The organism is Actinocrinis sp., assembly GCF_035946395.1.
GTDB lineage: Bacteria > Actinomycetota > Actinomycetes > Streptomycetales > Catenulisporaceae > Actinocrinis.
Genome location: NZ_DASYZI010000252.1, coordinates 13,406 through 29,415, shown reverse-complemented (window position 1 = coordinate 29,415; position 16,010 = coordinate 13,406). Strand labels below are relative to the sequence as shown.

General features: G+C 68.8%; 4 protein-coding genes. All 4 read right to left on the bottom strand.

What is annotated here, in order from left to right; genetic code table 11:
* Positions 1-8: 8 nt before the first annotated feature.
* The 4 genes from pglZ to pglW are packed head-to-tail and all read right to left on the bottom strand — an operon-like array spanning position 9 to position 15,242.
* A complete protein-coding gene (gene pglZ, locus VGS97_RS15520) occupies positions 9-2,957 on the bottom strand; it encodes a BREX-2 system phosphatase PglZ (protein WP_326854225.1) in 2,949 nt (982 codons plus the stop codon).
* Complete coding sequence (locus VGS97_RS15515) at positions 2,957-7,003, bottom strand: hypothetical protein (protein WP_326854224.1); 4,047 nt, start codon at positions 7,001-7,003, stop codon at positions 2,957-2,959. The genes pglZ and VGS97_RS15515 overlap by 1 nt, the downstream gene beginning before the upstream one ends.
* Positions 7,000-10,671 carry a BREX-2 system adenine-specific DNA-methyltransferase PglX gene (pglX, locus tag VGS97_RS15510; protein WP_326854223.1) on the bottom strand — a complete coding sequence of 1,224 codons (3,672 nt, stop codon included), beginning with the start codon at positions 10,669-10,671 and terminating at the stop codon, positions 7,000-7,002. Before pglX ends, VGS97_RS15515 begins: the two co-directional genes overlap by 4 nt.
* A gap of 56 nt (positions 10,672-10,727) precedes the next feature.
* Complete coding sequence (gene pglW, locus VGS97_RS15505) at positions 10,728-15,242, bottom strand: BREX system serine/threonine kinase PglW (protein ID WP_326854222.1); 4,515 nt, start codon at positions 15,240-15,242, stop codon at positions 10,728-10,730.
* Positions 15,243-16,010 lie beyond the last annotated feature (768 nt).

The window sequence follows — 16,010 nt, the reverse complement described above, 5'->3', positions numbered from 1 at the left end:
CTTTCAGCTTAGGATCGGTCAAGGTCGAACTGCTCGTCGAGCAGATCGCGATCCAGCCGGATCGTGCGACCGGAGTCGATCCTGGAGAGCACCGGATACTGGTCGATGTTCAACAGGCGCTCCAGGTTCGCGAGGAAACCGTCGAAGGATGTGCCGGAACGGCCGACAACCTGCGCCAGGACCGAGGCCGGGAGGGTGCGGTCTCCGGCCACCAGCGCGTCGATGGCCGCGACGACCTCGGCGTCCTTCATCTTGAGCACGAACCGCTTCTGGCTCAGGTAGGTCCCGCTTGCCACGACCTGTGCGCCCAGGGTTTCTCCGGCTCCCTGACCGCCCGCCGTGGCCTCGGCCGACTCGCCGAGCGCCTCGTCGACCGGGGCTTCGAGAGGGAAGAGCGCCTCCTCCTGGACCGGGGCCGCGCTCCGGCGCGACGCCGCCGTCCGCAGTGCCTCGGTTCCGCCGGTCGCGGGCACACCGGGGGCCGCAGGCTGAGCGGTCGGAGCGTTCCACCAATGCGGCGTCGTCTGCCACGGCTGTAGCGCCGTCCATCCTTTGGGCGTCGGCATACCCGCAGGCAGGAACACCAAAACGGGCACTGTCATCTCGGCCAGCGAAGCGCCGCCGTGGTAGCCGGCCCTCCGGGAGGTGTAGCGCACGTGCTCGGCCACGGCCGCGACGAGCGCGCCGCCGCAGTCCATGACGCGCGGGCCGGTCAGCAGAACTTCCTCAACCGAGGTCGGCTCTCCGTCCGCGGAACGGTAACGCTGGTTCTTGTCCGTGCTCGACGTGCGCCAGGGCAGCGTGGTCGCGGCGGAGCGGTCGAGAACATGGCCGTGGTCGGAGACCAGAAGGACCGGGCGGTCGTAGCTGCGTGCGGCGTCCAGCAGCGACTCGAAGTGGGTGACGTGTTCGATCGCCCACTGGGTGAGGTCGCCGCGCCCGCCCTTGTCCAAGGCGTCATCCACGTCATTGAGGACGACGCCGACCGCTGCCTCCCCGGCCAGAGCCGAAGTCAGTTCCGGGTTCAGTCGGCCTCCGGCCAGTTCGTCGGCGATCTCCCGCTTGTGGAACAGCCGCGCGGCCGAGCCGGAGCGTTGCCGCCAGAATGCCGCGAACCCTTCTTTCTCCTCGTGCTGGCCCCCGGCCCGTCGAGACCCGCTCAGCAACGATGTGCGGCTGAACGTGGTGACCGAGGGGATGGCCACGGCCGCGGCCATCCGCACCGGCCGCTGTGACTGCCCGGCCGCGGTCTGCGAGAGCGGCGGCACCGACATTGTCACCTCGGTCCACACGTTGCGTCGAGTCAGCCGCTCGCCGAACTCAGCCGCGACCGCGCTGGACATTCCGTCGAGCACCAGGATCAGCGGCGGCCGGCCGGTTGCTGCGGCCAGCGGCACGGCGACTGCGGCGAGCACGTCCTCGACGAGCAGACCCGTCGAGGAGCTCGGCGTGTCCGCGGATGCGGCCCAGGCGGAGAGGGCGGACGCGAAGCGCTGGTCCAACAGTCCGCGGCTGGCCCGCACATGCTCGTGCACGGCGCGGTACGCGGCCGCAACCCGCTCGGCGGTGATCGCGTCTGTCCCCGGCTCGGGATCACCGTGATACAACGTATTGAGAGCGCGGTCGACCCAGCCGAGGACCGCCAGATGGTGGCCGAGCCAACCGGGCACCGTCGCCGGTTCCAGCTCGTCGGCCGAAGCGTGGAGCCAACGCGCCAACCGCAGCGCCATCTCGGCGACGGCGAGGCGGTCCGCGAAGAGCGCCGCGAGCCGATGTGCCGCTAGAGCCTGGAACGCATCTTGCGCCCGGTCCAGAGTCTCGGCGGAGCGGATACGCTGATCAGCCGTCAGCGCGGCGGCGAAGGACTCCAGCCGCGTGCTGAAGCCGGCCGGAAGAGTCTGGCTGGCCGCGAACGCGGTCTGCAACGGCGGATAGCCGACTGCCAGCGCTTCGGCCCGGTTTACGACGTCGAGCACCCGGGTGCGATGCTCACGAGCGCGGTCGCCGCCGCCCTCGGTCGCCGCGATCCAGCGTTGCACGGTCCCTTCGACGGCTCGGGCGAAAGTGCTCAGAGCGGTGACGGAGGGACCGCCGGGACCGAACAGCGCGCCGAGCAGCAGGAGCGCGTCACTCGCACCGGCCGATCCGCGCTGAGTGTCCAGCGCCGTACACAGCAGACCCAACGCGACGGCGTCGCGGGCCCTGCCGAGTTCGGCCAGTTGGAGTACGATCACCGCGACCTGGCCGGTAGTCTCGGCCAGCCACGCCGTGATCCCCTCGCGCTCGGCGTCAGGCAGCGCGGCGAAACGGTCGGGGCCGGCGCCGCGCGACCAGTCCAGCACCGCGCTCGCGTCCGGCGCAGTGCCGCCGGAGTCCACGAAGCCGAGGCCGAGGCGCACCGCGAGCAGCGCGGCGACGGCGCCGTCTCTCGTGAGCAGCGAGCCGCGCACGGCCAGCTGCGACGCCGCCTTCCAGCCCTCGGTGGGTTCAGCGGCCAGCAGCGCGTCGAGCAGCCAGCCGTCCCGCGCGAGACGCCAGTCCAGCTCCCTGGCTCCGAACTGTTCGCACACGAGCTCGGCCGGATTCATCGCGATGGTGCCCATACGCGCGGCGAACGCCCGAAGGCTCAGGCCGATCTCCTGCGCGGCGAGCGTGCTCGTGATCACCAGCACCCGTGACGCACCGTCAGGCGCGCGCTCGCCTTCTGACTGGAAGGACTCCCAGGCGTCCGCGACAGCCAGCACGCTAGAGCAGGCCGTTACCGTGACTACGTACCTGGTTTCGCCCACTTGGACGCGGAACCTGGCCGGCCCCTGCGCCGACGCGTACTGCGCGTACACTAGGAGCAGGCGGCTCGCCTTGCGTCCCAGTTCCCTGCGCACCAGCGACTCCAGCATTCCGCGGCTGACCCGCGGAGCCGAGGCGGCCGCCACCGAAGCGGCCTCGCCGACCGCCATCAGGACCCGCTCTCGGTCTGCACGGCGGGCTCGGTCCCGGCCGCTGCGCCGACAGGCTGCCAGGACAGTTCGATCGGTACTCCGGGATGCGTGGCGGCGTAGTCGCGGGCCTGCGCTAGCAGTAGCCCGACCGCCGACTCCAATTCGCTGGCCACCGAGCCGGATTCGCCGACGCGAGGGCCGACCACGATGCGGCGCGGACTCGCGCTCGCGGCGACGGCTCGCGGTCGGTCGGCTGCGCCCGGCCCGCTCGGCGCGTCGGTCAAGCTGATCTGACCCGCGCTGATCGGCCCGGCGCCGGTCCCCTGCGTCTCATCGCGCCCAAGCGACGAGGACGCCGATGCGGCCGAGGACGTCGACGTCTCCGGATCTGCCGCCGGCCCGACCTGCCCGATCGCCACCGCCGCGCGGCGCTGCGCCTCGGTTAGCAGCGTCACCCCGCGGTTGCCGACCTCAACCAAGGTCTCGGGCAGCGACCGCGTGAATTCGTCGCCCGCGGCCGCGAGCCGCAGGCGCTCGATGAGCGATCTGGACTGCTCACCGAGGTCGTCGGCACGCTTGGCCATGTCGTGCACGGACTCGATGATCGTCCAGTTCGTGCGATCCAGCGCGTCGAGCACCGGTCCGGCCGAGCTGATGGTCTTGGAGGTAACCGAATCCGTGCACGAATACCGCAGCGCGGCGAGTTCGCGCACCAATGCCGTGTCGCCCTCGTGCCGGGTGAGCCGGGCCAGCAGATCGGCGGCCTCGTGTACCGCGACGACGCGCGCGCTGTCCGCCGTCAGGCCGAGCAGCCGCGCGTGGGTTTCGGCGGCGAGCGAGTCGCGCAGCACGTTGACCATGGGCTCGGCGGCTCTCGCCTTCGCGCGTACGTCCTTGGCGAGTTGCGCGGTGTTGCGCGCGTTGCGTACGGGAGCGACCTTGCTGCCGAACAGCGCCCCGCCACGCGCGAGAGCGGCGGAGAACTCCTGCTCCGTCGGCAGTTCCTGGGTACGCAGGGCGTAACCGGCGTCGATCTTGTCGAATTCCGGCGGTTCGATCATCGGCGTCTGCCGGTACAGCCAGGTCTTGTCGGCGACCAGCGCGTAACAGGCGATGATCATGTTGCGGACGTTGCGGTCGAGCCCGGTGTACCCCAGTTCCTCGATCCACTGGCGGATCTGTTCCACCTTCAGATCCGAGGGCGGGTCCACGCCGGCCTTCGCGGCCTGCTGGTCGATCCGCCTGCGCCAGTCGGCGGAGACGATCAGCGGGCCGTCGTGCACCTCGCCGAGTTGGAGGCCGTGCACGACCCGTTTGGCGAGCGGAAGCTTCCCGCTCTCCACGACGGTGCGCATGCTGCCGTCCTCGACCGCCTGCGCGATCAACGCGTACACGGTCTTGAGATCCCGCAGCGTCACCAGGTCGCCTTTGCCGGCCGGATCGAGGTTCAGGTGCTGGGGGTACATCCGGCCGTACAAGTCGTCGGCCAGTCTCAGCATCGCCGACTCGAAGCCTTCCGACCTGCGTAGCGGCTTGAGCCGGTGATCGGGAAGCAGGGAGTAGACGTGCGCGCCGTCGGCGAGCTGCGCGCCGAGGTTCGACTCCTCGGCGTTTCTGATCCCGTAGGCCTGCTCGATCACGTCGCCCAACTGCTGGCTGAGGCTGGACGCGTTGCCCGTCAGCTGCGTGCGGATGCGCAGCCGGTCCTCCATCGACAGGTGGGCGGCCACCTCGTCGAGCCGGTCGCCCTTGAGCAGCGCCTCGATCCGCAGCAGGCGGCCGAGGTCATTGGTGACGCCGACCGACAGGAAGTGCGGCAGCCATACGACGGTCGGCGCCTGGAAGCCCTCGCGGCGCAGTTCGTCGACGCGCAGCAGGTCCTCGATGGGACCGTGGTCGTGGTCGTCGAAGGGGTAGTCGATGACGATCTTCACGTTGCCGGTGGTGACCGGCTCGAACTGGCTGCGGGCGATCGCCTGCGGATCGCGGACGTTGGCGAAGAGGAACTCGACGGTTCGCTTCGTGCCCTGCCATACGATGGCGCGCTCGTCGGTGGCGGCGATGTCGTCGCTGATCCGCAGCGCCTTCCACAGCGTCTTCTTGATCCAGATGCGCCGGGCCCCGGGCTTGTCGTCGTCGTCGCAGGCGGCGAGGAGCGGCTCGACGTCCAGGTCGGAGACGTGCACGGTGAAGACCGGGTTGGCCGGATCGCCGTCCGAGCGGATCTCCCCGAAGCCGGCGGTCAGCCGGCGGATCCGCTCCACCGCGGTCGCGCCCGCGGTCGCGACCCGGGAACGCAGAGCGCCGTAGTTGAGCGCGGCCAGCTTCGGCCCGGTGAGCCGCTGCAGGGCCGGGACGTCCGGCGCGAGCGCGGAGAGAAGCAGGGTCTTGACGAGCAGGTCATCCTGGACGAATCGCGCGTCGCTCTCCGAGCCGTAACGCTCCGCCAGGTTCTTGCGGATCCGGCCGTAGAGTTGCTGCGCATGTTCGGCCTGAGCCTTGAGGTGGTCGGTGAACGCGGCGCCGGTCCGCTCGGTCAGCACGTCCCACAGATGACCGAGCGGGATCGGCCTGCCGATCTCCGTGTCCGCGTTGCGGCGCAGCAGTTCGTGTACGAGCTTGAGTCCGGTGCGCTCGCGCTGGAGTGCGCCGGAGAGCGCGACGAGGACGTTGAGCAGTGCCGGGGTGAGCGGGTAGACGGTGCGGAAGTCGGCCCAGTCGGCGCGGGTAGCGCCGTGCGCGTCGAGGAGGGTGTCACGGTCCTGGGCGTTCGCGGACTCGACGGACTCGAACGCGCCGTCGAGTGCGACATCGGCACCGGGCAGGCGTCGCAGGACGCGTTCCTTGATGATCGCCGGGAGGTTGCGGTCCTCCAGGTTGATCACGTCGAAGCGCTCGGCGAGGTAGTTGACCTGGTACTCCAGGTTCTTCACATCGGCGCCGACGATGTCCTCGCCGATCAGCGTGGACAGGTTGCGCTGCCGGGAGACGAACGCGACGATCGGCACGGGCCGGTCGCTGTTGCCGGACTCGATCAGCTTGACCAGTTCCTGCACCTGCGTGTTGACGAAGGTCTTGTCGGCCATGTGCGCCTGAAGCCAGAGGATCAGCTCGTCGAGGAAGAGAATCAGGCCGTCGCAGCGCAGCGACTTCGCGTGGTGCGAGACGACGGACAGACCCTCTTCGAGCGGGACGAAACCGCCGGACGCGCCGTGCATCGCCGTCTTGTATGAGCCGAGCGGCCCGTCGAGCAGGGCTGCGACGAGGCGCTTGCGGCGCGGATCGCCGGGCGCTGCGGCGAACGCGGCGTCGAGCGCGGCCGTGTTCCACGTGTTCGTGTCGTCGTCGGCACCGGTGGCTCCGGTGGAACGGCCTTCCTTTCCGCGCATGGGCGCGAGGTCTTCATCGTCGTGCACGGTAACGGGCACGACAGCGGACGCATTCGTCCCCTGAGACATCGGATCGAGCCGGCCGGCAGCCAGCCACGCGGCGAACTGTGCGTCGCCCGCGAGGAACGCGCGCTGCTTCCGTGCGTCCGCGAGCAATGACTCGTCCCGGTACACGGCCGGGGTCGGCGCCTCCGGGCGCTGCCGTGACACCTCCTTGACATAGCCGCCGAGCAGAGCCGACGTGATATCGGTCGAACCGACCAGGTGGTAGGGCACCATCAGGAACCGGCGGCCGCGCAGCCAGGAGTCGTGCTCCGCGATGACGGGCTGAAGGCCCGGCTTGGCGCGCGCGGACGGCTCGTTGTTGAGGATCGCGTGCAGAACCGTCAGGAAGTGCGACTTACCGGCGCCGAACGAGCCGTGCAGGTAGGCGGCGTGCGAAGCCTGTCGGGTGACCGAGGTCTTGATGAGGGCGAGCGCTTGGCGGAATGCGTCGCGCAGTTGGTCGGTGACCACGTAGTCGGCGACCATGGCGTCGGTGTCGACGAAGCCGCCGGTCAGCTCCACCTTGAAGTCGCCGGCGTGGACGGAGTCCTTGATCTCCAGGACGTCGCGCAGCGTCTTCGCCTGCGACGTGCCTGATGCCGACGCACCCGAGGCGGCCGTCCCGCTCACTGTCCCACTCCAAACCGGGCGCGCTGTTCGCTGAGAAATGCGTCGAAATCCTCGGCCGGGACGCCCTCCCACTCGGGATCGTACTCGCCGTGCCATTGCTTGATCCACGGCAGGATTTCGGCGAGGCCGGAGAGCAGAGGGCTGATTTTATCCGTGGCCCAGGCGAGTTGGGCCGCACGGTCGTTGACGAGGTTGACCAGCGCCTGGCCCTGATCCCGGCGGTTCCAGCCGGCCCAGCCGAGCAGCAGCGCCGGATCGGCGTCGGGTGACGCGCCGGGGTAGCCGATGAACCGTTCTTTCGGCACGTCGAGCTTGCCCCGATGAGACCAGAAACTCTGCTTGGCGAAGTCTGCCGAGGTGTATTTCGGCGGCACGGGAATGTCGAGTCGCTGCCCGGTGCGGTCCTCCGAGCGCTGAAGCTCCCAGGTCTCCTCCCACTGCGCCCGCTTGCGCAGGCCAGACTCCTTGTAGCGGAGAGCGGCAAGGTAGGGGACGTACTCGGTGTCGAGGATGTCGCCGAGCACGCGCTCAAGCGGCAGGTCCAGGTTGCCGAGGTGACGAGCGTAGAGGGCGGCCACGGAGGTGAAGTCGTCGTCCCCGCGCAGACGATCAGCGAGCTGATTGACGGTGAGCGGACGCGGCTGCCGGACGCCGTCGCGCATCGCGTACCAGAGGTCTGATGACTCGGTGCGGTCGAGAAGCCACGTGCGCAGGGCGTCGGCTTCCTTCTTGCCCCAGGGGACGGTCGCCCAGCGGCGCTTACATTCGGGCCGCTCGATCAAGGCGAGATCCTTGCGGGACTCGATCAGTGCAATGCGAGCCTCGACGATGGCCCGGTACTCGGCAGACCAGTGAGCGGGCAATTCGGTGATCGGCGTGGAGCCATGCCGGGCGAACCACTGCGTGCTGACCTCGTCACCCGCCATCTTGCGCGCGAGGACGATCTCGAACGCCCGCTCGCCGAGTTTGAGTCCTGGCACGTCTTCGAGCTTTGCGACGGTCGTGGCGCCGACCTCTTTGGACGTCAGGAGCTTGTACGAGCCATAGACGACCCAGTCAAGCTCCTCCTGAAGCGCAATCATGCGCGCACGGATTCGATCGTGCTCGACGTGGGCATCGTCGAGCGTCAGTCGCGTCGGTAGTCCGGCGGCACACACGCTCGACGGCTCCACACTCGCGAGCCGCTGCGCCAACTGGTCAAGTTCACGCCCGTACTCAAGCGGCAACTCCCCTGGTAGCGGAAATTGACTGATCTTAGTACCGTTGAATGCGAAGAACCTCTCCCAGTCATCGCTCGTAAAGCCACCACCTTCGCCACGGATGCCTTTGTCATGGCAAACTTGCTTCAGCCAGAAGCACGCAGTCGAGGAGTTGAGTACGCCGAGCAACGCCAGGTGCTGATCCTCGCTTGCTCCCTCCGGCAACTTGATCACCGGTGCAGTTTGCTTAAACACCTTCCCGCCACGATCGAGCACGAAGTGGTTATGTGTCGCCACCTCCGCAAACGCGATCGACAGCGGCGTCACATATGCAGACGGCGTGTGCTGCATGTATTCCCACCAGGAAAGCCCGGCATCAGCCATAGCACCTTGGAATGTCCGGCGCTCAGCAAGCAACGTTCTCCAAGGCCATAGCTCAGCTTCAAACCGTGGTACGTCAAGTCCGGAGTAATAGGGATACCAGACCAGCGTATCCGGACGCTCGCTCCAGTCACGCACGACATCGCCCATGAGAAACGGCACAAGTGCCTCGCGACTAGACACAGTTCGCAGAGATGGCCGCATCGGCCGCATATATGCCTCGTCCGCACCAGCTCGGATGCTGCGCCCTACCGGCGAATCGATAACCGTAGAGAGTCGCTGCCTCCCGCTCTCAATATCGGCCAAGACCTCGCCAGCACCGCCGCCACCAACGGACCACGGATGCACTGTGAAGCGTTCGCGGGGCGAGTCCTCGACCGAGATCCACTCGGACTCGTTTCCCGCTTTGCCAACCTGCTCGACGATCGCGGTCCACACCAAGCCCTTGGCCGGGTCCTGCGGTGCGCCGGGTTCGCCTCGGACGCCGAGCACGGCCCGGATCGGCTTCTGATTCTCGGGCATGTGGTTGCGGCCGACGAGGATCACCGTTGGCGTACCGTGCCCCGGAATATACGCGCCCGAGGTGTCGATGATGTGCGAGAGTTCGATCTGCTTCGCGAAGTAGTTCTCGATGAGCGGTTTGCCGAACTCCCGCTTCATGAACGAGTTCGCCGTGATCTGGCCGACGTGCCCAGACCCCTGCCGTAGTCCGCCACCCTGGATCGCCAGCTGGAACAGGCGCTGCGCGAAGGGCGCGGCCAGCGAGTACGTGCCCTTGCAGACCTCAGCGTACGCATTCCGGTAGTTCGCGTTCTCGGCCTTGTCCTTGACCGTGATGTACGGCGGGTTGGCGACCACGACGTGATACGTGCCACACGTCAGCAGGTCGAAGTCGCGGATGAACTCGGCCGCGTCCTCTGTCGAGTAGCTGAACGTCCGCTCGGTCGCCTCGCCATTTACGTCGAACAGGCTGTCCTGCTCGCCCGCGCTGTCCTTGCCGTGCAGCAGCGAGTCACCGACCGCGACGATCGGCCGGAAGCCGTGATCCTCGGACAGCTTCGTCGCGCCGGCCGCCTTCAGCGCCGCGATGTGCAGCCGGAATCTGGCGATCGCCACGGCGAACGGGTTCTTGTCGCAGCCGTGCACGCTGCCGAGCGCGCGGCGGATCAGCTCGGCGCGATCGGTGCCCGGCTCGGCCTCCTGCCACTTCATCAGCAGCCTGTGGAACAGGCCGAGCAGGAAGTGTCCCGATCCGCAGGCCGGATCGATCGTCCGCAGGCCTTCAAGCCCGAACTCCTCGACTGCCGGCTCCAGCGCCAGATCGAGGATGAACTCCTCGACGAACTCGGGGGTCTGCAGCAGCGTGTACGTCTTGCGCGCGTACTCGGACAGCTCCTGGTACAGGTCGCCCAGGAAGCGCGTGTCGAGCAGTGCGCCGCCGCTATCGCCGCCAATGCCGTCGTCGCCATCACCGACGTCTACTGCGGCGCGACCCTCCACGTCGACAACGCCGCCACCCGCCGAGACGAAGGTGTGCACTACCTCGCCGTCCGGCCCGCGCCGCCGCCAGAACTTGATCAGCGCTGTCGCCGCCTCGAACGACGGGGTCAGCTGCCACAGCGGGTTGTGCGCACGGTTGAACAGCTCACCGGCCGCGTCCGACTGCGCGGAGAAGTGGTCGAACGCCGCGATGAGCCAGTCACGGTCGTTCTTCTTCGGGTTCTCCTTGAAAAAGTGGTCGTGCCGGTCCTCGGCGTCCGCCGCCCGCTTCCCCGGACCCGCCAGGAACGGCCAGTCGATCAGCTCGTTGTCCTCAGCGAAGCGCACGAACACACAGCCGAGCACCCAGGCCACCGCCGCCTGCGCGACCTGTCCCTCCAGCCAGGACTCGTACGTCGCCGCCGTCCGCTGCGCGTTGAACGCGTCCCGATGCTCCTCTCGCAGCCGCGCCTCGTTGCGCGCGCCCTCCTCGCCGCCGGCCTTCGCCGACGCGCGCGCCCGCAGGTCTCGCTCGAGTCCGGCGACCTGTCCGCGCAGGTCCGTGAGCAGGTCCGATATGTCGCCCTTTTTCGCTCCACGCCCGCTCACAGCCCGCTCCGTTCCACGTCTCGCGCCCGACTGTATTCGAAGGCTGAGCCGTTTCGCTAGGCGGAGTGGAGTTCGGTGACTGCCGCACTGCCCAGCACGATCCACTCACCATCCGGGATGACCGTCTCGACGAGCCGTCCGTCCAGCGTCGGGCTGCTCCTGGCGCTCTCCGCCGGGCACACCAGCCACAGGCCGTGCGGCGTTTCACTCGCTCGACGTGCGCTCTGCTGGAAGCCGGTCAACAGCCCACGTCCGGCGATGTCCCAGTACCGGGCCAGCAACCCCGCGTTGTACAGCAGAAGGACAGCGCGCTCCCGCGGCGACGCGCGCTCCAGCCATTCGGCCCGAAGCCGAGCGGCGACCTCGATCACGTACTCGGCGTACGCGCGCGGCGCCTCGCTCTGGGCGTCCCGACCCCCGCTGACCCGCAGCCTCCCATCGACGCGCAGCACCTTCTCCCAGTCCTGGCCTTGTTCTGCCGCCAACCGGCGGAAACAGGACAGGAACTCGGCGTTACCGTTCACCGACATCAGTACCGGGAATCGCCGCTCGATCGCGGCGGCGAGGCCGGGTAGGTGCCGAACGCTCACGGTCAATGCCCGGAAGCCGCCGTCCGCGACGGCCTCGCCGAGTCGCTTGACGGCCGCCTCGGTCACCGCGCCGCTCGAGCTGCCTGCCGCACCCGCGCCCGCGCCGGCCATCGCGACCGCCGTGCCGGAGGCCAGGCCGGTGGACTGCGGCACCGACCGCTCCGGACCGCGGAACACCTGATTGGCGTAGTCGAAGCGCAGCGGGTAACCCGCCGCCTCAAGCGCCTCGCTCAGTTGGATGTGTGTCACATCGCCGAAGTCGAGCTCCGGGAAACGCACCCGCACCCGCACCAGCAGATCCGCGACCGTGACTCCCGGCTCGTACCCGACCCCGGCCGCCGCCTGCGAGATCCGCAGCGCCCGCTCTAGGCCCAGGTCTCGCGGGTAGAGGTCGGCGCGCGGGGAGGCGAGCGCGTTGCGCGAGGCCGCCGCTGTCAACGCCACCAGCCGGGTGTCGGACAGCGGGGACGCCGTCGGCCCGTCCGGCTCGCGCACCGCCCTCAGCAGTCCGCGGACCGCCTTCGGACCGGGCAGAGGCTCGCCGAGGACCGCGGTGTCGGCGCACTGGCCGAGCCGGACCGCGTATTCGATCAGCTCGTCCTTCGCAGGATGCACGACTGCGGACCCGGGAAGTGATTCGCAGGCGACGAATACGCCGGCGCCGCGCCGGGACTCGGTGTATCGGGGCTCGTTCTCCCCCGCCTCGACGAGCAGCGCCGCGCGGATGACTGCGAAGGCGTAGCGCAACGCCCGCCCGCGATCCTCGATCCGCGCACCGAAACGGGCGCGCAACTCGGAGGCGAGCTCGCGCACCGCCATGACCCGGCCCTGGCCGGCGAGGATCTCCGCGAGCTCATCGCGTACCCGCGCCATCCACTCGAGCCTCGCCCACTCCTGGACCGCGGCGCTCAGATACTGGTTGACCGACGCGGCCTGGGCAAGCCCCACCGCCCGGGCGGTGTCCGTCTGCGTCGGCCACTGCGTCGTCCAAACAGGGACGTCCGGAGCGGGGGTCGTGGCCGACGTGTCTGTCGGCTCCTTGGGAAGGCTCAGATAGGCGCGAATCGCCGGCACCTTCTTGTTCCCGGTGCGGCGCCTGACTGTGGCCTCGACCGCATGGATCAGCGCGGCGGCCATGGCGTCGACTGGCAGGCGTTCGGTGGCGACGGTCGTCGCGTCGGATTGCCGTGCGACGCCGTCCGGCCCGCTCGGCGCAGCTGCGGCGCCGCCTGCCTCTGCGGTCAGCTCGGCACCGGCTGCGGTGAACGCGGACGGCCTCCTGAACTTCCGTGCCCACTGCCGGTACCGCTGATTCAGCTCCCGCTTCGCCAGGGTGCCGGCGCCGCGCGCCCGGTTGATCCGGTACTGGGCCACACCCAGCAACTCGCCCACTGTGGCGGCGCCCAAGCTGTGCGCGACCTCGATCGCGGCCGGCGAAAGGCCCGCGGCGTCCAGCGGCGTCTGCGGTTCGGCCGCCTCGCTCGCCTGATTGCGCTGGGCCTCGAGATCCTGCACCGAGCCGGTGAGCCGCGGCTCGCTGCCCGCCGGGGCCGGCGGGGTGGCGCGCTCCGCGTCGATGAAGACCCGGTTCCAGGCCTCGAACATCTGCCGCGCGCTGTCGAAGCGGCGCTCCGCGTCCCGGTGGAGCGCGAGATTGAAGAACCCGGCCAGGCCTTCGCGCAACGGCTGGCTGAACAGCTCCGTGGCGATGCCCGGGACCTCGTCGTCGAGCGACTTCGGGTCGCTCGTCCCGTTGCCCCACACCGGCTTCTCGCCCGAGGCCATCTGATGCAGGGTCACCGCGACCGCGTATCGCTCGGCGTGCTCGTCGTAGCGCAGGCGGGATCGGGTACCGAGGAACGGGTCGAGGTACCCGCTGGTGCCCGACGTGATGTCCGAGCGCCGGGCCGCCGCCATCGAGAAGTCGAAGAGCAGCAGTTCGCGTTCGTCGTTGCGCGGAATCCGGTAGACCCCGAGGTTGTCCGGCTTGATGTCGCGGTGCAGCACCTCGTCGCGTTCCAGCACCAGCAGCGCCTGGAACAGGTTCGTGGCGAGGTTCTTGAGCCGCACATACGGCAGCCGGCCCTCCTCGCGCAGCTCTCGGGCCAGCGAGCGGTCTCCGGCGTACTGGATGTCGATGACGCAGTGGCCGCCCAATTCACGCGGGCCGTCAAGCAGCCGCACGATTTGGCCGCCGCCCACCTTGCGCAGCGCCTCGGCCTCGGCGAGCAGCCGGTCGCGAGCGTCGGTGTGGTTGAGCGCGACCTTCAGGACATGCTCGGTGACCTGCGCCTCGCCGTCGTCGGACTCGGTCAGCTTCTCGACCAGCAGCGCCCGCCCCGTCCCACCGGTGCCCAGCAGCTCCTTGACGCACAGATCCTCGCCGAGCCAGTCTCCCGGCCCGGCCTCCAGCGGATCTACGTACGCGGCGGCCTCGTATCCGGACGGTGCGGTCCGGGACCGACCCGCCTCCACCTCCTTCAGCAGCGCGAGGAACCCGTCCACGTCGGGAATCCGGTCGTCCACGTCGTGCCGGGTCGCGTCGTACACCAGCTGGTCAAGACCCGGGTCGAGCCCGTCCACCAGTGCCGCCGGGTGCAGCCCGCGTTCCGCCTCCAGCCGCTCGAGCAGCGCGCCCTTCGTCGCGGCCGGCGGCTGCCCTGTCAGGAGCAGATAGCCGACCGCGCCGAGACCGAATACGTCCATGCTCGCGGGGTCCGGGAATTCGGAGTTGAACTCGGGGGCCAGGTACAGCGCCGACTCGTCCCGCAGATGCGCGTCCGTGGCCTCGTCGCGACCCAGGGATCTGAGCCGGGTGGCGGCGCTGCCGTTCGAGAAGTCCCGCGCCGCCGTCTGCCAATCGACGATCCGAAGCACCGGCCTGCTGCCGTCGGGCCTCGCGGACACATAGACGGAGCGTGCCGCAAGCGCACGGTGGTAAAGCGAGTGCCGGTGGGCATACCGCAGAGCCTCGGCCAGCTGCCGCACCAGGCCGAGACGCGTCTCGAAGGACAACCGGTCGCCGAACGCCGCAATGAACTGGTCGAGACGCAGATCCGACTCATCGTGCCGGAACAGGATCGCCGGGCCCGAGCCGTGCTTTTTGATGTCGCGCGCCTCGTCGACGCCGCGGTGCCGCAATCCCTGTAGCAGGTAATACTCGCGTTCAGCGGCCCGCAGCACAGCGGTCTTGGTAGTCTCCTCGGCTTCCAGCTCAGTCAGGTAAATGCGTACCCGGCCGGTCTCCTCGATCGCGCCCTGCCGGGTGGCCAGCCTGTCCTCCCAGGTCGGGCCCTGGTCCAGCGGCTTTCCCGCCAGTCTCCAGTCGTCGCCGTACTTGAGATGCGCCTGCGGCGCGGAGACGCCGATGGCGTCGAACAGGCGCGGCAGGTGTGCGGTGAATTCCTCGTCGATCCGGTCGCCGACACGCGCCGGCGGCCTGCTGAGCAGGTTCGCCCAGATCCCCGGCAGGCCGGTCGACCGGTCGTCGCGGCCATAGACCTTCGGCCGCTCCCCCTCGTCGAGCTCAGACACCAGGTCCGCATCGGACAGGAACACCGCCGGCTCGATCCGCGGCATCGTGATGCGCAGGCCGAGGTCGGACGCGGCACGCTTCAGCCGGTCCTTCAGGTCCTTCGACTTCACATCGACGGAATGCAGCGGATTGCGCAGATACAGGGTTCGCGCCCGGCGGTCGGAGCCGAGCACGTGGAAAGTCCAGTCAGAACCGCGATTGGTCAGGCGCCCCGGGTGTCCCTTGAGCTCGATCAGATAGAGGCCGCCAGGCATTGCGATAAACAGATCGCATTCACTGACCCGCCCGCTGAACGCCGTGAACGTGAACAGTGTGACCGCGCGATGCGGGGGCTGGTCCGGCATCAGGCCACGGACGTAGTCGAGCCCGTCCTGCTCCCACGGATACGGGCTCGGGCCGATCTGCGCCCAGCGGCGGTTGAGCCGATCCTGAAAACCGCCGCCCACCGGTCGGCCGCGACTTCGTCCGTCTCGCCCGGGAGACAATCGCCCTAACCTCCTGCTACCGCGATTCCTGGCCGTCCGTCCCCGTAAAGTCGGCTAAAACCAGCCACCCCGGACCCAGCGTGACCCCGCTCCGCGCGCAGCCGGCACACCCGATTGCCGACGAGGACACCCCATCATGCCAGCTTCGATCCCTACAGGCGTCCTGTTCGAAACGAGTCGGCGTCGTCCCGCCCCCGACAGGCGTGCCCGTGCCGCAGAATTGGACCGGGCTGTTCCGGCCTGAAGAGCGGCGATGAGATCCAGGTCATCATCCTGGAGGACGCCAGGCAGGGCGAAGCGCTCTGGCTTCAGTCCACGTCCCCATCGATACGCTTCGCCCACCACGACCACCGCGAGCCGACAGTGCCCTGCGAAGGTCGTCCGCCCTGCGGTGCGCCGCTGGTGTGAGGTGACCGTGGGTTTTTGTGGGGCAGCGCCGCGCCCCCGTAGGTCAGAAAGAGAGTCGATCTGTATTGCGACATCCTGACACCCATGCTGACCTGCGAAGACGCTAGATGCACCGATATTTAAACTCGCCAAACGCAAGCCCTGACCTGCAGCTTCACGGCATAGGATAGCTTCGGATCCGGCTCACCTTCCACTCAGGTGGGGCACGATCTTGAACAAAGCAAGCGGTCCCGAGTAGAAGAGCCCGGTGTTCGGCCTGGCCCCGATCGCACGTGGGCCGGGCCGATCGTTGCTATGTCCGCTACCGAGGCCGCGCTCGGT

Excerpts from the sequence above, each read along its gene's own strand:
- pglZ (WP_326854225.1), bottom strand. The coding sequence starts at position 2,957 with ATGGCGGTCGGCGAGGCCGCTTCGGTGGCGGCCGCCTCGGCTCCGCGG.